General features: G+C 69.4%; 17 protein-coding genes and 1 tRNA gene. 8 read left to right on the forward strand and 10 right to left on the reverse strand.

The window, feature by feature from the left end; all coding sequences use genetic code 11:
* Positions 1–9: 9 nt before the first annotated feature.
* Positions 10–2880: an excinuclease ABC subunit UvrA gene (uvrA, locus tag C8P66_RS04165; protein ID WP_111396884.1), complete on the reverse strand. Its 2871-nt coding sequence runs from the start codon at positions 2878–2880 to the stop codon at positions 10–12.
* A gap of 143 nt (positions 2881–3023) precedes the next feature.
* Here uvrA and ssb point away from each other — a divergent pair, with 143 nt between their 5' ends.
* The 5 genes from ssb to C8P66_RS04190 all read left to right on the forward strand — a co-directional run bounded on the left by ssb (position 3024) and on the right by C8P66_RS04190 (position 7515).
* Complete coding sequence (gene ssb, locus C8P66_RS04170; protein WP_111396885.1) at positions 3024–3521, forward strand: single-stranded DNA-binding protein; 498 nt, start codon at positions 3024–3026, stop codon at positions 3519–3521.
* Positions 3522–3547: 26 nt separating this feature from the next.
* Positions 3548–6274: a DNA gyrase subunit A gene (gene gyrA / locus C8P66_RS04175; RefSeq protein WP_111396886.1), complete on the forward strand. Its 2727-nt coding sequence runs from the start codon at positions 3548–3550 to the stop codon at positions 6272–6274.
* Positions 6267–6776: a pantetheine-phosphate adenylyltransferase gene (gene coaD, locus C8P66_RS04180; RefSeq protein ID WP_111396887.1), complete on the forward strand. Its 510-nt coding sequence runs from the start codon at positions 6267–6269 to the stop codon at positions 6774–6776. The genes gyrA and coaD overlap by 8 nt, the downstream gene beginning before the upstream one ends.
* Positions 6777–6859: 83 nt before the next feature.
* The gene (locus C8P66_RS04185) at positions 6860–7381 is read left to right on the forward strand and encodes a peptidylprolyl isomerase (RefSeq protein WP_245903202.1); all 522 of its coding nucleotides are present in this window, start codon (positions 6860–6862) and stop codon (positions 7379–7381) included.
* Between the two features lie 58 nt (positions 7382–7439).
* Positions 7440–7515 (forward strand) — tRNA-Lys (locus C8P66_RS04190).
* 54 nt (positions 7516–7569) lie between these two features.
* Here the strand turns inward: C8P66_RS04190 and C8P66_RS04195 are convergent.
* From C8P66_RS04195 to C8P66_RS04235, 9 genes are all read right to left on the reverse strand, one after another.
* The gene (locus C8P66_RS04195; protein WP_111396889.1) at positions 7570–9111 is read right to left on the reverse strand and encodes an amidohydrolase family protein; all 1542 of its coding nucleotides are present in this window, start codon (positions 9109–9111) and stop codon (positions 7570–7572) included.
* Between the two features lie 49 nt (positions 9112–9160).
* Positions 9161–9946 carry an ABC transporter ATP-binding protein gene (locus C8P66_RS04200; RefSeq protein ID WP_211314018.1) on the reverse strand — a complete coding sequence of 262 codons (786 nt, stop codon included), beginning with the start codon at positions 9944–9946 and terminating at the stop codon, positions 9161–9163.
* 31 nt (positions 9947–9977) lie between these two features.
* A complete protein-coding gene (locus C8P66_RS04205) occupies positions 9978–10892 on the reverse strand; it encodes an ABC transporter permease (RefSeq protein ID WP_111396890.1) in 915 nt (304 codons plus the stop codon).
* Positions 10893–10902: 10 nt separating this feature from the next.
* The gene (locus C8P66_RS04210) at positions 10903–11895 is read right to left on the reverse strand and encodes an ABC transporter substrate-binding protein (RefSeq protein ID WP_211314019.1); all 993 of its coding nucleotides are present in this window, start codon (positions 11893–11895) and stop codon (positions 10903–10905) included.
* A 362-nt stretch (positions 11896–12257) separates the two neighbouring features.
* A complete protein-coding gene (locus C8P66_RS04215; protein WP_111396892.1) occupies positions 12258–13544 on the reverse strand; it encodes an aminotransferase class I/II-fold pyridoxal phosphate-dependent enzyme in 1287 nt (428 codons plus the stop codon).
* Positions 13531–13908 carry an EamA family transporter gene (locus C8P66_RS04220; protein ID WP_111396893.1) on the reverse strand — a complete coding sequence of 126 codons (378 nt, stop codon included), beginning with the start codon at positions 13906–13908 and terminating at the stop codon, positions 13531–13533. The genes C8P66_RS04215 and C8P66_RS04220 overlap by 14 nt, the downstream gene beginning before the upstream one ends.
* A complete protein-coding gene (locus C8P66_RS04225) occupies positions 13908–14261 on the reverse strand; it encodes a hypothetical protein (protein WP_111396894.1) in 354 nt (117 codons plus the stop codon). The genes C8P66_RS04220 and C8P66_RS04225 overlap by 1 nt, the downstream gene beginning before the upstream one ends.
* A complete protein-coding gene (locus C8P66_RS04230; protein WP_111396895.1) occupies positions 14258–15136 on the reverse strand; it encodes a MipA/OmpV family protein in 879 nt (292 codons plus the stop codon). Before C8P66_RS04230 ends, C8P66_RS04225 begins: the two co-directional genes overlap by 4 nt.
* A gap of 11 nt (positions 15137–15147) precedes the next feature.
* Complete coding sequence (locus tag C8P66_RS04235; RefSeq protein WP_111396896.1) at positions 15148–16491, reverse strand: aspartate aminotransferase family protein; 1344 nt, start codon at positions 16489–16491, stop codon at positions 15148–15150.
* Between the two features lie 328 nt (positions 16492–16819).
* On the opposite strand from C8P66_RS04235, the gene C8P66_RS04240 reads away from it, so the two are divergent.
* Genes C8P66_RS04240 through C8P66_RS04250 form a run of 3 tightly spaced genes read left to right on the forward strand, consistent with a single transcriptional unit; the run spans position 16820 to position 19313 of the window.
* Positions 16820–17533, forward strand: coding sequence for an HAD-IB family phosphatase (locus tag C8P66_RS04240; RefSeq protein WP_245903203.1), 714 nt, complete (start codon positions 16820–16822; stop codon positions 17531–17533).
* Entirely contained in the window at positions 17530–18465 is a 936-nt protein-coding gene (locus C8P66_RS04245; RefSeq protein ID WP_111396898.1) for an arginase family protein, read from the forward strand. The genes C8P66_RS04240 and C8P66_RS04245 overlap by 4 nt, the downstream gene beginning before the upstream one ends.
* Positions 18462–19313: an alpha/beta hydrolase gene (locus C8P66_RS04250; RefSeq protein ID WP_245903204.1), complete on the forward strand. Its 852-nt coding sequence runs from the start codon at positions 18462–18464 to the stop codon at positions 19311–19313. The genes C8P66_RS04245 and C8P66_RS04250 overlap by 4 nt, the downstream gene beginning before the upstream one ends.
* Positions 19314–19320: the final 7 nt, after the last annotated feature.

Below are 19320 nucleotides of genomic sequence, written 5' to 3' on the forward strand. Positions count from 1 at the left end.
CCCACCTGATCAGGCCCGCTTGCGCTTCTTCGCCGCCGCCGCGACCGGCAGCAGCGGGGCGAGGAAGCGCCCGGTATGGCTGTCCGGGGCCAGGGCGATCTGCTCCGGCGTGCCTTCGGCGACGATCTGCCCGCCGCCCTGGCCGCCCTCCGGCCCGAGGTCGAGGATCCAGTCGGCGGTCTTGATGACCTCCAGATTGTGCTCGATCACCACGATGGTGTTGCCGGTATCGACCAGCGCCTGCAGCACTTCCAGCAGCTTGCGGACATCCTCGAAATGCAGCCCGGTGGTGGGCTCGTCGAGGATATAGAGCGTCCGCCCGGTCGCCCGGCGGGACAGTTCCTTGGCGAGCTTGATACGCTGAGCCTCGCCGCCCGAGAGCGTCGTCGCCTGCTGGCCGAGCCGGATATAGCCGAGCCCGACCTCGGACAGCATCTTCAGCTTGTCATGGATCGAGGGCACGGCGGCGAAGAAGACGACCCCTTCATCCACCGTCATCTCCAGCACATCGGCGATGGATTTGCCGCGGAACTTCACTTCCAGGGTTTCGCGGTTGTAGCGCTTGCCCTTGCAAGTGTCGCAGGTGACGTAGACGTCGGGGAGAAAATGCATCTCGATCTTCAGCACGCCATCGCCCTGGCAGGCCTCGCAGCGCCCGCCCTTGACGTTGAAGCTGAAGCGGCCGGGCTTGTAGCCGCGCGCGCGGCTGTCCGGCAGTTCGGAGAACCAGTCGCGGATCGGCGCGAAGAGGCCGGTATAGGTCGCGGGGTTGGAACGCGGCGTGCGGCCGATCGGGGACTGGTCGATGTCGATGATCTTGTCGAGCAGGTCCAGCCCTTCGATCCTGTCATGCGGCGCCGGCACCGTGCCCGCGCCCATCAGGCGGCGGGCGGCGGCCTTGTACAGCGTCTCGATCACCAGCGTCGATTTGCCCCCCCCCGAGACGCCGGTGACGCAGGTCATCACCCCAAGCGGGATGCTGGCCGAGATGCCTTGCAGATTGTTGCCGGTCGCATTGACGATACGAAGCTGGCGCTTGGGATCGGGCTTTCGCCGCGTGGTCGGGATTTCGATGCGGCGGCGGCCGGAGAGGTAGGCGCCGGTCAGGCTGGCGGGATCGGCCGCGACCTCCGCCGGCGTGCCCTGGGACACCACCTGGCCGCCGGCGAGCCCGGCCGCGGGCCCGATGTCCAGCAGATGGTCGGCCTGGCGGATCGCATCCTCGTCATGCTCCACGACCAGCACGGTGTTCCCGAGGTCGCGCAACCGGCGCAGCGTGGTCAGCAGCCGTTCATTGTCGCGCTGGTGCAGCCCGATGGAGGGTTCGTCCAGCACGTAAAGCACGCCGGTCAGCCCGCTGCCGATCTGGGAGGCGAGGCGGATGCGCTGCGATTCCCCGCCCGAGAGCGTCGCCGAGGCGCGCGCGAGGGTCAGGTAATCCAACCCGACATCGACCAGGAAGCGCAGCCGGTCGGTGATCTCGCGCAGGATGCGGCGGGCGATGGTGGCGCGCTGCGGGGTGAGGGTGGCCTCGACGGTGCGGAACCAGGCATCGGCCTCGCGGATCGAGAGGTTGGAGGCCTCGCCGATGCTGCATGTGGCGATTTTCACGGACAGCGCCTCGGGCTTGAGGCGAAAGCCGCCGCAGACATGGCAGGGCTTCTGGGCCTGGTAGCGGCCGAGATCCTCGCGCACCCAGGCATTGTCGGTCTCGCGCAACCGGCGTTCCAGGTTGGGGATCACGCCCTCGAAGGGTTTCTTGACGTCATAGGCGCGCAAGCCGTCCTTGTAGCGCAGGGTCACCACCTCCCCGGCCGTGCCGTGCAGCAGCGCCTGGCGGAACGTCTCGGGCAGGCTGGACCAGGGGGCGGTCAGCGGCACCTTGTAGTGCCGCGCCAGGCTCTCGACGGTCTGGTCGTAATAGGGGCTGGCGGCGGTGCCGGCCCAGGGGGCGACGGCGCCACCGGCCAGGGTCCGGTCGTCATCCGGCACCACCATGGCCGGGTCGAAGAAGGATTCCGTGCCGAGCCCGTCGCAGGCCGGGCAGGCGCCCTGCGGGCTGTTGAAGGAGAACAGCCGCGGCTCGATCTCCTCGATGGTGAAGCCGCTGACCGGGCAGGCGAATTTCTGGCTGAACACGGTGCGCTCGCCGCCCTCGGCCGGCTCGGTATAGGCGATGCCGTCGGCCAGTTGCAGCGCGGTCTCGAAGCTGTCGGCGAGGCGGGATTCGACCCCCGCCTTGACCACCACGCGATCGACCACGACCTCAATGTCGTGCTTCTTGGTCTTGGCGAGGTTGGGGACCTCATCGATCCGCAGCAGCGCGCCATTGACCTTCACGCGCTCGAAGCCGCGCCGCTGCCATTCGGAAAACTCCTTCTTCCACTCGCCCTTGCGGCCGCGCGCGACCGGGGCGAGCAGCAGCAGCCGCGTGCCCTCCGGCATCGCCATCACGCGATCCACCATCATGGAGACGGTCTGCGCCTCGATCGGCAGCCCGGTCGCGGGGGAATGCGGCACCCCGGCCCGCGCCCAGAGCAGGCGCATGTAGTCGTGGATCTCGGTCACCGTGCCGACGGTGGAGCGCGGATTGTGGCTCGTGGTCTTCTGCTCGATGGAGATCGCGGGCGAGAGCCCCTCGATCGAATCGACATCGGGCTTGTCCATCAACTGGAGGAACTGCCGCGCATAGGCCGAGAGCGATTCGACGTAGCGGCGCTGCCCCTCGGCATAGATGGTGTCGAAGGCGAGCGAGGATTTCCCCGAACCCGAGACCCCGGTGATCACCGTCAGCCTGTCGCGGGGGATATCGACGTCGATGTTCTTGAGGTTGTGGGTCCGGGCGCCGCGGACGCGGATCACGGGGCGCTCTTGGGCCATGGGGAACGGGACTCCGATGTTCACGTTGTGTTCGAGTGTGCCACCAGTCACTGGGCTGGGGGAAGGGTCTTTGGCGGGGCGCATATGGAGCTTCCGTGGCGCTTCGGCTATAAGGCGCCTCCGAAGCGCGGGAGTAGTGGCCGATGGCCGGCGTCAATAAGGTGATCATCCTCGGGCGTCTGGGGAAGGACCCGGAGGTCCGCAATTTTCAGAACGGCGGCCGTGTGGTGAACCTGCGGGTGGCGACCTCCGAGCGGTACAAGGACAAGTCCGGCGAACAGCAGGAACGGACCGAGTGGCATGCGGTTTCCATCTTCAACGAGAAGCTCGGTGAAATCGCCGAGAAGTATCTGAGGAAGGGCAGCGAGGTCTATCTGGAAGGCCAGATCGAGACCCGCAAATGGCAGGACGCGACCGGCGCCGACAAGTATTCCACCGAAATCGTCCTGCGCCAGTTCCGCGGCGAGTTGCAGCTTGTCGGCGGCCGTGGCGATGGCGGCGGCAGCCGCGCGAGCAGCGGCGGCTATGACGAGGAAGGTGGGGCGGCCCCGCCGTCCCGCGCGCCCGCCCGCGCCGCCGCACCCTCCCGCGGCGGCTGGGATGCGAAGAAAACCGACCTCGACGACGATATCCCGTTCTAAGTCGCGGCCAAGACGGAACCTGACAATTGAGCGATAGCGACACCCCCGGCGGTCCGCTGACCGAACCGCCGTCCGGCACCCTGCCGGTGGCGCTCGAAGAGGAAATGCGCCGGTCCTACCTCGACTACGCGATGAGCGTGATCGTGGCCCGCGCGCTGCCGGATGCGCGCGACGGGCTGAAGCCCGTGCATCGCCGCATCCTCTTCGCGATGAACGAGAACGGCTTCACCGCCGACAAGCCGCACCGCAAATCCGCCCGCCCGGTCGCCGAGGTGATGGGCAAGTATCACCCGCATGGCGATGCCTCGATTTACGACGCCATGGTTCGCATGGCGCAGAACTTCTCCATGCGGCTGCCGCTGATCGATGGTCAGGGCAATTTCGGCAGCATGGACGGCGATCCGCCGGCGGCGATGCGCTACACCGAGGCCCGTCTGGCCCGGGCCGCGAGCGCGCTGCTGGATGGCATCGACGAGGATACCGTCGATTTCCAGGCGACCTATGACGAGAGCGGCGAGGAGCCGACGGTCCTGCCGGCCGGCTTCCCGAACCTGCTGGTCAATGGCGCCAATGGCATCGCGGTCGGCATGGCGACCAACATCCCGCCGCACAACCCGACCGAGGTCTGCGACGCCGCATTGCTGCTGATCGCCAATCCGGCGGCGACGCTCGACGAGCTGATGGAGATCATCCCCGGCCCGGATTTCCCGACCGGCGCGCTGATCCTCGGCCGCAGCGGCATCCGCCAGGCCTTCGAGACGGGCCGCGGCTCCATCATCGTGCGCGCCCGCGCCGCGATCGAGGAGATGAAGGGCGGCCGCCAATGCATCGCGGTCAGCGAGATCCCTTACCAGGTCAACAAATCCACCTTGGTCGAGCGCATCGCCGAGCTGGTCCGCTCCAAGCAGGTCGAGGGCATTTCCGACCTGCGTGACGAGAGCGACCGCGACGGTCTGCGCATCGTCGTGGAACTCAAGCGCGATGCGACGGCGGAGGTGGTGCTGAACCAGCTCTACCGCTTCACCAATCTGCAGACCTCCTTTGCCGTGAACACGCTGGCGCTGGACCAGGGCCGGCCGCGGCAGATGGGGCTGAAGGACCTGCTGGAAGCCTTCCTTGCCTATCGCGAGGAGACGATCCTGCGCCGCTCGCGGTTCCGGCTCGGCAAGGCGCGCGACCGCGCGCATCAGCTGATCGGCCTGGCCATCGCGGTGGCCAACATCGACGAAGTCATCCGCCTGATCCGCACCAGCAGCGATGCCGCCGCGGCGCGCGTGGCGCTGATGCAGCAGGACTGGCCGGCGGGCGATATTGGCGTGCTGCTGGCGCTGGTGGATGACCACCAGAACACGCTGACGCCCGAAGGCACCGTGCGCCTGACCGAGGCCCAGGCGCGCGGCATCCTGGAGCTGCGGCTGCAGCGCCTGACCGGGCTTGAGCGCGACAAGATCACCGCCGAGCTCGACGAGGTCGGCGGCCGCATCCGCGAATTGCTGGAGATCCTCAGCTCCCGCCCGCGCCTGCTCGAACTGATGGCCGAGGAGCTGCGCGAGGTGAAGGCGATGATCGCCTCGCCCCGCCGTTCCGAGATCATGGACGGCATCTTCGACCAGGACGACGAAAGCCTGATCGAGCCGGGGCTCATGGTCGTGACCCTGACGCGGGATGGCTACGTCAAGCGCACCCCGCTCGAAACCTTCCGCACCCAGCATCGTGGCGGCACCGGGCGTTCGGCGGCGGCGACGCGGGAGAGCGATGTCATCGTGCGCTCCTTCAACGCGCATACGCATCAATGGGTGCTGTTCTTCACCAGCCGTGGCCTCGCCTTCCGCGAGAAGGTCTGGAAGCTGCCCGAGGCCGGCACCGGCGCGCGCGGCCGTTCGCTGCGCCAGTTGCTGCAACTGGCCGAGGGCGAGCAGATCACCACCGTGCTGCCGCTGCCGCAGGACGACAGCCTGTGGGAGAACCTCAACCTCGTCTTCGCCACCGCCAAGGGCGGCGTGCGGCGGAACCGGCTGTCGGACTTCAAGAACGTCCGCGCCTCCGGCCTCATCGCGATGAAGCTCGATGAGGGCGACAGCCTGATCGGCGTGCAGACCTGCCGGGAAGGGGATGACATCTTCCTCGCGACCCGCGCCGGCCGCGCCATCCGTTTTGTCGCCGATGTGGAGACGCTGCGCGTCTTCGCCGGGCGGGAAAGCAGCGGCGTGCGCGGCATCCGGCTCGCCACCGGGGATGCGGTGATCTCGCTCTCCGTGCTGCGCCACATCGAGGCGAGCCCGGCCGAGCGCCTCGCCTATATCAAGGCCAGCCGCGCCGGCGAGGACGCCGATGCGCCGGTCGAGGTCGAGGATGGCGCCGAGGAGGACATCACCCTCACGCCCGAGCGCTTCGCCGAACTGGCCGAGGCGGAGGAGCTGCTGCTGACCGTGACCGACCTCGGCTTCGGCAAGCGCAGCAGCGCCTATGAGTATCGCGTGACCGGCCGCGGCGGCATGGGCGTCACCAATATCGGCCTGTCGGCACGGACCGGGCGGCGCGTCGTCGCCAGCCTGCCGGTCCGCAAGGGCGATGAGGTGATGCTGGTCTCCGATGGCGGCACGCTGATCCGCACCACCTCGGACCAGGTGCGCCTGACCGGGCGCCAGGCCATGGGTGTCACGCTGTTCCGCGTGCAGGATGGCGAACGCGTCACCAGCGTGTTCCCGGTCGTTGAAACCGCCGCTGACGACGGAGAGTCCCCTGATGCCTGAACGGATCGGGCTTTATCCCGGCACTTTCGATCCTGTCACCAACGGCCACATCGATGTCATCGGACGCGCGGCACGGCTCTGCGACCGGCTCGTCGTCGGTGTCTCGGTCAACATCGGCAAGGGGCCGCTGTTTCCGCTGGAGGAACGGGTCGAGCTGGTGCGCGCGGAAACCGTCGCCATCGCCGAACGCACCGGCTGCATCGTGGAGGTCCGGCCGTTCAAGGGGCTGCTGATCGGCTTCGCCAAGGAGCTGGGTGCTGCCATGATCGTGCGGGGGCTGCGCGCGGTGTCGGATTTCGATTATGAGTTCCAGATGGCCGGTATGAACCACCGCCTGGATTCCACGATCGAGACGGTCTTCCTGATGGCGAGCGAGACGAACCAGTTCATCTCCTCGCGCTTCGTCAAGGAGATCGCCCAGCTTGGCGGCGACATTCACAGCTTTGTGCCGCCGTTGACGCTGGAACGCACATTGGCCCGGGTGCGGGCCACCCCCACCTGAGCACCACCGCCCACAGGGAGCCCTTACCGATGAACCGTCGCACCCTGCTTGCCGCCACACCTCTTGCCCTGATGGGAACCGCCATGACCGACGAAACCGCCGAAGCCCAAGCGGCCCCCGATCGCGAGAACACGCTGCTGCTGACCCTGAAGGATGGTGTGGTGGTGATCCGCCTGCGTCCCGACCTGGCGCCGAAGCATGTCGAGCAGATCAAGGCGCTGGCGCGCGCGCATTTCTATGACAGCACCCCGTTCCACCGCGTGATCGAGGGCTTCATGGCCCAGGGTGGCGATCCCACCGGCACCGGCACCGGCGGCTCGCAGATGCCGAACATCCCGGCCGAGTTCACCCCCCCGGCCCGCGCCCGCTTCACCCGCGGTGTCTGCGGCATGGCGCGCTCCGCCGAGCCGAACAGCGCCAACAGCCAGTTCTTCATCATGTTCGCGCCCTACCCCTCCCTGGACGGGCAGTACACGATCTGGGGCCAGGTCGTGTCGGGCATGGAGTTCGTGGACAAGATCAAGCGCGGCGCCGGTGGCAGCGGCCAGGTGCGCGAGCCTGACCGCCTCATCACCCTGCGCGTCGCGGCCGACGTTCCGGCCTGATGACACGCGGGCAGGGTTGACGGGCGCGCCCCAGGCGCGCTTTTCACCCTGCCCCTGGGTGCCCGTAGCTCAGTTGGTAGAGCACGTGACTTTTAATCATGTGGTCGTGGGTTCGAGTCCCACCGGGCACACCAACCCTTCCCCCTGATCTCCCGGCGCTTCACGCCGCCCGCCCCGGCCTTGCCCCATCAGACGCGGGAACTCGGCCGGTAGAAGGGCTCGTGCTTCGCCGGGTCGATATAATTCGCATAGAACCGCCTCGCATGGGGCAGCAACGCCTTGGAAAGCTGGCGGCGCTCCACCTCGTCATCCGAGAGGGCATGCGCCAGGTCATCGTGCAGCGCCTTCAGCGCGCCATCGCGGTCCACCTTGGTGAAGCGTCCCTCCGAATAGACCACCTCGCCATCGCAGATCACCATCCGCACGGAGGAGGATTTGGCGCGCTGGATCACCGCATCCAGCAGCGGCATCTCCTCATCCAGGTAGGGGTAGGTGACCCCCGCCCAGTCGATCAGCGACAGGTCGGCGCCCTTGCCGACCTCCAGCGTGCCGAGGCCCTCGCCATAGGGCGTGGTCCTGGCCCCGCCCGTGGTCGCCATGCGCAGCACCTGGCCCATCCCCGGCACCTCGTCGTCGCCCATGCCGGGCACGCGATGCGCGCGCAGCACCAGCCGCATCTCCTGCAACATGTCGCGGTCATCGTTGATCCCGGCCTCATCCAGTCCGATCGCGGTATTGATGCCGACCGCCTCGAACCGGTTCAGCGCCGCGACCCCCGACCGCAGCCGGAAATTGGAGGAGCAGTTGTGGCAGACGCAGCTTCCCGTCTCCGCGAGGCGCCCGATGTCCTTCTCATTCAGCCAGACGCCATGGCCGAGCGTCAGCCGCGGCCCCAGCAGCCCGAAGCGGTCGATATATTCCACGGCCGTGCAGCCGCCGCGGCGCATGGCGTATTCCTTCTGGTAGGCCGTCTCGACCAGATGCATGTGCAAAGGCGCATCATACTTGGCCGACAGATCCGAGAGCGCCGTCAGCGCGCGATCCGAACACCAGTGCAGATTGGCCGGCGCCAGCTGCACCTTCACCCGCTTCTTGCCCTGGTGCTGGGCATGCAGGTCGCGGAACAGGTCGAGATGATCGTCCAGGCTGAGCTGGAAGCGGTCGAACCAGCGCTTCATCGGCTCCCGCAGCTCGGGCGGCAGGCTCGCCACGAACTCCTCATCGGCCTGGTAGACGAGCCGGTTCTGGTCGCGCACCGCGAAGCAGTAGGAGACCCGCATGCCGATGTCCTCATAGGCGCGGATCACGTCATTGGATCGCGCCATGACCTCGGTCAGCCCCCCGGGCGCCCAGCCATGGATATGCTGCACCGTGGTGATGCCCGAGCCGATCATCTCGAAGGCGGAGTAGAGCGTGTCGAGGTAAAGGTTCAGGTTCCGCGTCACCATCCGCGTGACGAACCAGAGTTCGAGCGGCATGTCCGGCGATCCGAGCTGCACCGGGGTCAGCCCGACATGGTGATGCCCGTTGACGAAGCCCGGCAGCATGATCTCCTGCCCGGTGCCGAGCACCGGCACGGTCGGATGCTTGCGGTGCAGATCATCATAGGTGCCGACCGCGGTGATGATGCCGTCCTCCTGCAGGACGGCGCCATCGGCGATCTCCTCCCAGGCGGTGCGGGAGAGCGGCTTGGTGAACATGGAACGGCTGCGAATGAGGGTGACGGTCATCGTCTTCGCTCCTGGACAGGGCGGGATAGGGGGAGAGGCGGGGGGCGGCTCAGCCGGTGCGGGCGAGCGCTTCCTGTTCGGCAAAGGCGCGATCGACCTCGCCGCGCAATTCCTCGGTGAGGAGCCGGCGCAGGGCCTCGCATTGCGGCGAGAAGGGATCGCGCGGGCGCGGCAGGTCGATCGGCACGATGGTCTTGATCCGCCCCGGCCGCGAGGTGAAGACCACGACCCTATCGGCCAGCGCCACCGCCTCGTCGATCGAATGCGTGACGAAGAGGACCGAAGCCCCGCTGTCGCGCCAGACGTCGAGCAGGAAATCCTGCATCTTCGCCCTTGTCTGCACATCGAGGGCCGCGAAGGGCTCGTCCATCAACAGCACCTTGGGGCGCATGGCCAGCGCGCGGGCGACGGCGACGCGTTGGCGCATGCCCCCCGACAACTCGTCGGGGCGCTTGTCCATCGCCTCCACCAGGCCGACGCGGGACAGCGCGTCGCGTGCCACGGCCCGGCGTTCCTTGAGGGGGACGCCACGGATCGAAAGGCCGAAGCTGACGTTCTGCCAGACCGCCAGCCAGGGAAACAGCGAGGTCTCCTGGAAGATCAGGCTGCGGTCGGGGGAGGGCGTGGTGACCTCGTCGTGGAAGGACCAGATCTGTCCGCTGGTCTGCGCCTCCAGCCCCGCGATCAGATAGAGCAGCGTGGATTTGCCGCAGCCCGATGGGCCGAGCAGCACCACGAACTCGCCCGGGCGGATATCCAGGTCGACGTCGCGCAAGGCCTCATGCGCACGGGGGGTGTCGATCGCCCAGGTCTTGCCGATGCCCCTGCAGACCACGGCATCTTTGGAGGAGTAGGGCAGAAAGGGATCAGAGCCCACGGAGCACCCCCGTCGCTTCCGGCACCCAGTAAAGGAGGCGCCGCTGGAGCTGCCGCAGCACCAGATCGGACAGGAAGCCGAGCAGCCCGATCAGCGCGATGGTGAAGAAGACGAGGGATGGGTTGAAGGTGTTGCGCGCCAGCATGATGACCTGCCCGAGGCCGAAGCCGACACCCGTCGATTCCGCGATCAGCACCACCATCCAGGAGGCGAAGAGGTTGAGCCGCAGCACGATCAGCATCTGCGGCAGGATCGCGGGGATGATGACGCGGCCATAGACCTGCCGCTTGCTCGCCCCCATGGTGCGGGCGACGTTGATCAGGTTGCGGTTCACGCCATCGATCTGGCTGATGGTGGACAGCACCATGTGGAAGAACAGCGCGATCACCACCATGAAGATCGCCGGCGCATTGCCGATGCCGAACATGAAGATCGCGACCGGCAGCCAGGCGATCGGCGAGACCGGGGAGAGCAGCGTTATCGTCGGCAGGGTCAGCTTCTCAAGCAGCGTGAAGTAGCGGATCAATACGCCGAGCGTCACCGACAGCACGGCGGCGATGCCGAGCCCGACGAAGACCCGCATCGAGGTGGCCGCGACGGTGATGCCGACCGCCCCCAGGGGCGAGGGCCCCGCCGAGGCATCCACGCCGATCTGCCAGCGCTGCGCGGTGTTGAAGAACCGCGCCTGGTCCGGGATGTTGCCGAGGAAGATGTGCGGTGGCGGCAGCAGCCGGGCATCGGCGACGCCGATGGCCCAGAGAAGTTCCCAGATGCCGGCGAACATGCCGACGGAGGCGATGCCCCAGCCGATCCGCGCCAGCGCCGCGCGGGAGCGGGGCGAAAGCCGCGCCCAAGCGCCGGCGCGCGGGGCGGAAAGCCGCCCCGCAACCGAATCTCCGCTCATCGTCGCGGCCTCAGGCGGATTTGAACTTGAGCTGGCTGTAGATGTCCTGGTTTTCGGCGATGACCTGCTCCAGCAGCGTCCAGTCGATCGCATCGCGGGTGGGCTTCTTGGTGATGTAGCCCATCTCCACCAGGCTATCGGTGCGGCTCAGGATGAAGTCGGTCTGGCTGCGCGCATCGACCACGGCGGGCTGCTTCTGCATCGCGATGCGGGCATTCTCCATCGAGGTCTTGTAGTACGGGCCTACCAACTTATCGAGGGCGGCCTGTGGCTGCGCCTCGGCCATCAGCTGGGCGCGGAACATGCCCTTGATGACGTTCTTCAGCGCCTGGGGATTTTCCTGGATCAGGCTGGCGCGGCTGGCGAGCACGCAGTCGGTGTAGCCGGGGCCATAGATGTCGCGCCCATCGGACAGGCGCACCGAACCGGGGACATCATTGATCAGCGCGGTCGCATAGGGTTCGATCGTGCAGATCCAGTCGATGGCGCCGGCCTTGAAGGCCTCCACGGCCTCGGGCGTATTGCCCATGTAGCGCACGGTGACGTCGCGGAAGGCGACGCCGTGCTTCTTCAGATAATCGTAGGGCAGGACTTCGAGGGTATCGAGCTGGAAGGTGCCGAGCGTCTTGCCGCGCAGCTTCTCCGGCGTGTCGAGCCCAGGGCGCGCGACGATGGAGCAGCCCTCGATGCCGCCGCCTGCGACGATCTTCACCGGCGCGCCCGCGTTGAACAGCGCCATGAAGCTCGTATAGGGCATCAGCCCCAGATCGACCTGGCCCATGCCGAGGAAGGTCACCATCTCGGCCGAGGTCGGCGTGTTCACGAATTCGATCTCGGTGCCATCCGCGCGCGCCATTTGCAGCGCATGGGCAAGGAAGAGGTTCAAATTGCAGAAGCCGGTGCCATGCGTGGACTTCAGGCTGCCGGTCGCCGCATGGGCCGCGCCGGACAGGCCCGGACCGATCGCCATGGTCAACACGCTCGCGGCCGTGGCCTTGAGCATGCCCCGCCGCCCGGAGCCTTTGCCCCCTAAGCCCTGGGCAGATGAGATGGCGGCAAAGTCAGGAAGGGCCGAGGAACCGTAACGGTCGCACATTGCTGTATCTCCTGCGTGGGCGGAAGATGACGGTAATCCGCCCAACATCGCTTTCGACGACGGCACGCCTACCGGAGCTGCCGCTGATGCGGCGCTGCGCTACGACGAAAACAGCAAAATGCGTGCCAGACCGAAATGCTTGGTTAATGGCCACGCCGTCTTCGCCGATGGCGTCCGCGTGTGCGACAGCGGCAGGCAGGCCTTCCAATTTGCCCGGTTTCGCAGCAACGGCCAGATGTCGATCGCCGCGGCTCTCGCCCCGCCACCTCTCACGCCGCCCGCAGGGCCTTCGCTGCTCTCGGCCACGGCCCATCCCACATTTCTTCCGCCCTGACCGCCTGGCGCAGCGCGGCCGCGATGCGGCGCATGTCGGCCTCCGTCGTCCAGGGCGAATTGCCAATGGTCAGCGTGCGGGCCGCGAGGTCGGCGGCGGCGGGGCAGGGGACGGGCGGCACCATGCCGCGCAGCTCCGCGTAATCCGGCAGCGCATGGATGAACAGGCGGGAGACGCCCAGACCGGAGGTCCATAGCGCCGCCATCGCCCTGGCCTGGCTGGCCCGGTCCGGCATCCGCAGCAGCAGCACCGGCCAGGTGCCCTGCTCCCCCGGCCGGTCGTCGAAGATGTGCAGCCCCTCCACCCCCGCCAGAAGCGCGCGCCAGCGCTCGGCCCGCCGCGCCGCTTCGGCCAGAAAGCCCGGCAGGCGCGGCAAGGCGCGGGCGCCCACGCGCTGCCGCCAGCCGCCCAGGGCGTGCAGCGGGACAGGCCCGGTGAAGCGGTCGCCCACCGCGCCCACCGCATCCCCGCTGCGCAGCGCGGCACGCAGCGGCAGCCCATAGGCCAGCGGCAGCAGGCCCGGTCGGTACAGCGCCGCGGTGCCGGCCAGTTGCGCGCAGCGCAGCGCCTCCAGCCAGGGATCGCGTCGCAGCAGGGCCGCGGCGGTCTGGTGCAGCGCCTGGCGCAGCGCGGCATCCCGCGCATGCAACAGCCCACCCTCGTACAGCGTCAGCCCCTTGCCGACGGCCAGGCTGAACAGGCCGATATCGCCCTCGGCGCCGACCGCCCCGCGCGACGTGCGGGCGCCGAAGGCCTGGGCGGCATCCTCGATCACCCAGGCGCCGGCGGCGCGGGCCAGGGCCAGCACCTGCGGCACATCCGCCACGCGCCCGGCCAGATGTGTCGGCAGCACCGCCAGCGTGTCGGAGTCCAGCAGCCGTGCCAGGGCGTCGGGCGCCATGTCCAACCCACCGGGCACCAGATCGCAGGGCACCAGCTCCAGCCCGCATTGCGCCACCGCCAGCGCGACGAGCGGGCAGGTGAAGGCCGGCACCACCACGCGCCGCCGCCTGCTCGCCTGGCGCAGCGTGGTCAGCGCCACCACCAGCGCCGCGGTGCCGGAACAGACGGGCAGCAGCGCCTCCACGTCCAGGAAGGCGGCGGTGTCCCGGGCGAAGGCCTGCGCCCCGCCCGGCGGCGCAGGGCCGAACAGATCGGCCCAGCGCAGCGGCAGGCCCGCGGTCGGCGGCAATTCGCGGAAGCGCAGGTCAGGCCGGCCCATGCGCCTCGTCCGCCGCGAGGCACAGGATGCCGCCCAGTATGGCCAGCGCGCCGCAGAGCCGCACCCAGCTGAACTCCTCCCCGAACAACAGCATGGCGATGGGCATGATCGCCACCACCTCCAGATGCGAGGCCGCGAAGGCCGGCCCGATGGGGGCGTGCCTCAGCAGCGCCATCCAGGTGAAGAAGGCGCCGACATAGCCGAGCATCGCGACATAGATCGGCGGATGCGCCGCCACCCGCAGCAGCCAGGCCGCATCCGCCGCCAGCGGCTCGGCCGCCAGCGCCGCGTATTTGAAGCCGAGCTGGGCTGCGATGTCGAAGCCGAGCAGCAGCAGGAAGCCGAACACGATGCCGCGTCGCATCAGCCCGCCGCCCCAACGATGCCGACGCCAACTGCGATCAGCAGGATTCCGCCGACGCGCAACGGCGAGAACCGCTCGGCGAAGAGCATCCGTCCCGCCACCATGATGGCGACGATGTTGATGGAGCCGAGCAGCACGGCGCGCGACAGCGGCACCACCGACAGGAAGCCGAGCCAGGCGAGGAATTCGCCGAGATAGCAGACGATGCCGAGCCACAGCGCCGGCCGCGCCGCCATGGCTCGCCAGCGCGCAAGCCCGTCGCCCGGTGCCATCGCCGCGGATTTGAAGGCCAGCTGCCCGCCGGTATCCAGCGCGATGTTCAGCAGCCACAGCACGACGACGGTGGCGGTCATCGGGCCGGGCCCCAGGGCGTGAACACCAGGAAGGCCCCGCCCGAAAGCTGCTCCCGCGCGCCGCCGCCGCGGACGATGGGGGAAGCCGCCGCATCCCCCACCAGCCGCCCCCATTGCACGAAGCCGCGCAGCGACCAGCCCGCCGCCAGGGGCAGGGAGGCGAAGCCCTCGATCCCCGCCATGCCGGCCCCGGCACGCGGGGAGAAGGCGGCAAGGCCGGTGGCGGCCGATTGCGCGGCATCCACCCCGAAGTCCCGGCGCAGCCCGGCGCGGTCGGCCAGTTGCACGAAGGGCCCGATCTCGAAGCCCTGCTGCCGCGCCGGGTCGCCGATCGGGATGCCGAGCGTCAGCCGGCTTTCCAGCGCGGCACCGCCGCCACCACGCGTGGCATCCTGCACGGCGATGGTGTCCAGCGTCAGCGGCCCGGCCTCATAGGTGACGTAGCCGCCGAGTTCGACCGTGTCCCCGAGCCCACCCAGCCCGCGCAGCCGCGCCGGCAGGTCATGCACGGACCGGCCGGCGCTGTAGCGCCCGAAGGCGCCGGCGCTGAGCCCACCCAAATTCAGCCCCTCCAGATGCAGCAGCCGCAGCCGCACGCCGTCCAGCGAGTCGACCTCCAGCGCCTCGCCGATCGAACCGCTGACATAGGGCGACGGCGACAGCCGCACGGCCCCGCCGCCGCGATAGGCGGGGCTCGCCGCGACGCCGCCGCCGAGGGACAGCGACAGCGCCGGCAGGGCATCTTCCGCGTGCGCCGGCAGGGCATCTTCCGCGTGCGCCGGCAGGGCATCTTCCGCGTGCGCCGGCAGGGCATCTTCCGCGTGCGCCGGCACGACGGCCAGCAGGGCCAGCAGAAGCGTCGCGCGCGGCAGCATCGCCTGCCGGGTCAGGACACCAGCATCTCGGTCAGCGTCGCCCGCGCCGCCGCCAGGGTCTGGTCCACATCCGCCTCGGTATGCGCGAAGGAGACGAACAGGTTCTCATAGGCGCCGGGGTGGAACAGCACGCCGCGGTTCAGCATGCCTTCCCACCACAGCCGGAAGGCGGCGTGGTCGGCATGGCGCGCGGCGTCGCGGTAGTTGCGGATCGGCCGGTCGGCGAACCAGATCTGGAACACCGGCCCCAGCCCGACGACATGGGCCGGCACGCGCAGGTCCTGCACCATCCGCTCCAGCCCTTCGCGCAGCCGGTCCGAGACGGCGTAGAGCCGTTCATACATGCCGGGCCTGGCCAGTTCGTCGAGCGCCGCATTGGCGGCGGAGATGGCGATGCCATTGGCGTTGTAGGTGCCGGCGATCGAGACCCGCCCCTGTTCCACCAGCGCCATGATGTCGGCCCGCCCGCCCATGGCCGCCACCGGGAAGCCGCCACCGAGGCCCTTGGCGAAGATCGAGAGGTCCGGCGTGATGCCGTAATGCCCCTGCGCGCCGCCGAGCGCGATGCGGAAACCCGTGATCACCTCATCAAGGATCAGCAGCACGCCATGCTTGCGCGTCAGCGCGCGCATCGCTTCCAGGTAGCCGGGCTCGGGCAGGATGCAGCCGGTGTTGCACATGATCGGCTCGCTGAGCACGGCGGCGATGTCGTCGCCCTCGCGTTCCAGCGCGTCGCGCAGCGCGGTCACATCGTTCCAGGGCAGGATGATCAGCGTCTCGTCGATGCCGGCGGGCAGGCCCGGGCCCTGCGGCACGGGGCGCGGCGCATGGTCGCTGCCGGCCTTGGCGATGTCGGGGTGCTTGCTCCAGTACACGCTGTCGGAAAAGCCGTGGTACATGCCCTCGAAGCGGATGATCTTGCGGCGGCCGGTGAAGGCGCGCGCGAGGCGCACGGTATAGAGCACCGCTTCCGTCCCGGTGTTGCACAGCCGGACCCGTTGCACGCTCGGCACCGCGGCGATGATCTTCTCCGCCAGTGTGGTTTCGTCCGCCGTCGGCAGCGCGAAGACCGTGCCGCGCTGTTCGATGAACGCCACCACCGCGCGCGTCACCGCCGGCGGCCGATGGCCCAGCAGCATGGGGCCGAGGCCCAGCAGGTAGTCGATGTACTCATTGCCATCGACGTCGGTCAGGCGGGAGCCGGTGCCGCTCTGCGCGAAGATCGGGTAGGGGTCCCAGCCCGCCCAGGTGGCGCGCGCGGTGCTGTTCACACCGCCCGGGATCACCTTGCGTGCGGTCTCGAACAAGGCTGCGCTGCGGCGGCTGCGGTCTGGTTGCTGGTAGTGCATGGTCATGGGTGCGCCCGTGTCCGATGGTGAACATCCGGCCGGGAGAGTCCCGGCGCCCCACCGTCACTGCATGCGCTGTTCCACATGGCTGCGCGTCCATGCGCCACCGCCGCTTCGGGGCCTGGGCCTGGACGGCTGCGGGTTTCCGCCCGCGGCTGTCGCGCCGGCCCGCGCCCAGCCGCCGCCGGCCGCCCCCCCGATTGCGGGTGGAGCTACAAATTTTGGAGGAAGCCCGGCGCCGATCCGCCGGAAAACCCCGACTTTCCAGGGGGCGGCGGCTGGCGCGGGGCTTGCTGTGCAGGGGGGCAGACCCCTTTCTCCGGACACCGCCCCCTTGTCACACGCACCGCGCCTGTTCATCGATTTCGACGGCACGATCTCCGCCGAGGACACGACGGACCAGATCCTGGCCCGCTTCGCCGGGCCGGGCTGGCTGGAGATCGAAGCCGCCTGGGCGCGGGGCGAGATCGGCTCCCGCGAATGCATGGCCCGCCAGGTGGACCTGCTGCGCGTCACCCCGCAGGCGCTGGACGCCTTCGTCGCGACCCTGCCGCTGGACCCGGGCTTCGAGGGCTTCGCGCAGCTTTGCGCCAGCCGCGGCCTGGCCTTCACCGTCCTGTCGGATGGGCTGGACCGGGTGGCGCAGGGCGCGCTGCGGCGCATCGGCCTGCGCGCCACCGTCGTCTCCAACCATCTGGGCGCCAGCGGTTGGCAGCGATGGCGCCTGGGCTTCCCGAACGCGCGCAACGACTGCCGCAGCGCCGCGGGCAATTGCAAATGCCGGCCCCTGGCGGCGCAATGGCAGGGGGAGTTGGGCCCGAGCATCCTGATCGGCGATGGCCGGTCCGATTTCTGCGGCGCGGCCGAGGCGGATGTCGTCTTCGCCAAGGGCCGGCTTGCCGCGCATTGCCGGGAGCGCGGCATCCCCCATGTCGCCTTCACGGGCTTCACCGACCTGACCCCGCTCTTCCTGCGCTGGCTGGACGGCGAAGCGCTGCCCGCGCGCGCCCCCGCCGCCGCCCCGGCCGAAGCGGCGCATGCGGGATGACGGGAACGCGCTGCCTGGTGCTGGATCTGGACGGTTCGCTGCCCGGCCAGCCGGCCTTGCGCCGCCGGCTGGAGGCCGGGGCGGCGACGCTGGTGCCGGCCACCGACCTGGCCGCGCGGCTGCGCATCCTGGCCGACCCCGCCGCCTTGGCGGCGCTGCGGCAGCGGATCGCTGTGGCCTTCCCCGTCGCCGGGGGCCCGCCGCCGGTGGTGTTCTACGGCTCCGGCGATTTCCACCATCTGGCGGCGCTGTTCCTCGGCGCGCTGCCGGGGCCGCTGACGGTGCTGCACATCGACAACCACCCGGACTGGACGCGCTTTCCCGCCACCCTGAACTGCGGCGCCTGGGTCTGCCGCGCGCTGGAGCTGCCGCAGGTGCAGCGCGTGATCACCATCGGCCCGGCCAGCGATGATTTCGTCCGGCCGGAATGGAAATTCGCCAATTTGGCGGCGATCCGCCAGGGCCGCCTTGAGGTCCACCCGTTCCGCGCCGCGCCGAGCCGGCTCTGGGGGCGCGCCGTGGAGGCACCGGGCTGCCATACCGAGGCCGGCCGCCTGGTCTGGCACGAGCTGGCGGCGACACCCTGGTCGGCGTTCGTGCGCGCGCTGGACGCGCGGCTGCCCGCCACGCCCTTCTGGGTCTCCTTCGACAAGGATGCGCTGACGGCGGAGGAGGCGGTGACCAACTGGGACCAGGGTGCCCTGCGGCTCGACGATGTGCTGGCGCTGGTCGCGCGGCTCGGCCGCCGTCGGCGCTGGCTGGGGATGGATGTCTGTGGCGATTATTCCCCGCCGGTCTTCCCCGATCCGCTCCGCGCCATGCTGTCGGCCATCGACCGCCCGGGCCTGCCGCGGCCGCCGCCCGGCCATGCCGCCGCGGTGAACGACCGGACGAATGCCCGGATCCTGGATGCCGTGGAGGGATGGGCATGATGCCGGTGGACCGCTCCTTCCTGCTGCGCGCGGATGAGGGCGCGGGCCCACGGGTGGGGATGCTGCTGGTGCATGGGCTGGGCGGCACGCCGGTGGAGATGAAGAGCCTCGCCCGCAGCCTGCGCGATGCCGGCACCACGGTGCTAGCCTGCCAATTGGCCGGCCATTGCGGCACGGCGGATGATCTGCGGGCGACGCGCTGGGAGGATTGGCACGCCAGCGTCGAGGACGGCCTGGCGCGGCTGGAGGCCGAATGCGACATCGTCGTGGTCGGCGGGCTGTCGATGGGCGGGTTGCTGGCGGCGCGGCTGGCCTGGGCGCATCCCGCGCGGGTCGCCGGGCTCGTGATGCTGGCGCCGACGCTGTGGTACGACGGCTGGTCCATCCCCTGGTACAGCTTCCTGCTGAAGCTGCTGATCGACACGCCGGTCGGCCAGCGCTTCGAATTCGCCGAACGCCCGCCCTATGGCGTGAAGGACGAGCGCATCCGCCGGCTGGTGCTGGCGGCGATGCAGCGCGGCGACAGCGGCAATGCCGGGCTGCTGGCAACGCCTTCGCAGGTGATCCGCCAGATGTGGTCCCTGGCCGCCCTGGTGAAGCGCATCCTGCCGGCCATCCGCCAGCCCGCGCTGCTGGTGCATGCGCGGCAGGACGACATCGCCGGCCTGTCCAACACGCTGCACCTGCAACGCCATCTGGGCGGCCGGGTGGACGTGCTGGTGCTGGAGGATTCCTATCATCTGGTCACGGTGGACCGGCAGCGCGGGCTGGTCAGCCGCAGGGTCGCCGGCTTCCTGGAGGGGCTGCGGGACGAGGCGGCCCGCCCGCAGCCCGCTCTGGTCGCCTGAGGTGCCG

It is taken from the genome of Humitalea rosea, assembly GCF_003253705.1.
Lineage (GTDB): Bacteria > Pseudomonadota > Alphaproteobacteria > Acetobacterales > Acetobacteraceae > Humitalea > Humitalea rosea.

Coding starts and splice junctions, on each gene's coding strand:
- C8P66_RS04205 (WP_111396890.1), bottom strand. CDS start 10,892: ATGAGCGGAGATTCGGTTGCGGGGCGGCTTTCCGCCCCGCGCGCCGGC.
- coaD (WP_111396887.1), top strand. CDS start 6,267: ATGCCTGAACGGATCGGGCTTTATCCCGGCACTTTCGATCCTGTCACC.
- C8P66_RS04185 (WP_245903202.1), top strand. CDS start 6,860: ATGACCGACGAAACCGCCGAAGCCCAAGCGGCCCCCGATCGCGAGAAC.
- C8P66_RS04215 (WP_111396892.1), bottom strand. CDS start 13,544: ATGGGCCGGCCTGACCTGCGCTTCCGCGAATTGCCGCCGACCGCGGGC.
- uvrA (WP_111396884.1), bottom strand. CDS start 2,880: ATGGCCCAAGAGCGCCCCGTGATCCGCGTCCGCGGCGCCCGGACCCAC.
- C8P66_RS04220 (WP_111396893.1), bottom strand. CDS start 13,908: ATGCGACGCGGCATCGTGTTCGGCTTCCTGCTGCTGCTCGGCTTCGAC.
- C8P66_RS04250 (WP_245903204.1), top strand. CDS start 18,462: ATGATGCCGGTGGACCGCTCCTTCCTGCTGCGCGCGGATGAGGGCGCG.
- C8P66_RS04235 (WP_111396896.1), bottom strand. CDS start 16,491: ATGACCATGCACTACCAGCAACCAGACCGCAGCCGCCGCAGCGCAGCC.
- C8P66_RS04245 (WP_111396898.1), top strand. CDS start 17,530: ATGACGGGAACGCGCTGCCTGGTGCTGGATCTGGACGGTTCGCTGCCC.
- C8P66_RS04230 (WP_111396895.1), bottom strand. CDS start 15,136: ATGCTGCCGCGCGCGACGCTTCTGCTGGCCCTGCTGGCCGTCGTGCCG.
- ssb (WP_111396885.1), top strand. CDS start 3,024: ATGGCCGGCGTCAATAAGGTGATCATCCTCGGGCGTCTGGGGAAGGAC.
- C8P66_RS04210 (WP_211314019.1), bottom strand. CDS start 11,895: ATGCTCAAGGCCACGGCCGCGAGCGTGTTGACCATGGCGATCGGTCCG.
- C8P66_RS04195 (WP_111396889.1), bottom strand. CDS start 9,111: ATGACCGTCACCCTCATTCGCAGCCGTTCCATGTTCACCAAGCCGCTC.
- C8P66_RS04225 (WP_111396894.1), bottom strand. CDS start 14,261: ATGACCGCCACCGTCGTCGTGCTGTGGCTGCTGAACATCGCGCTGGAT.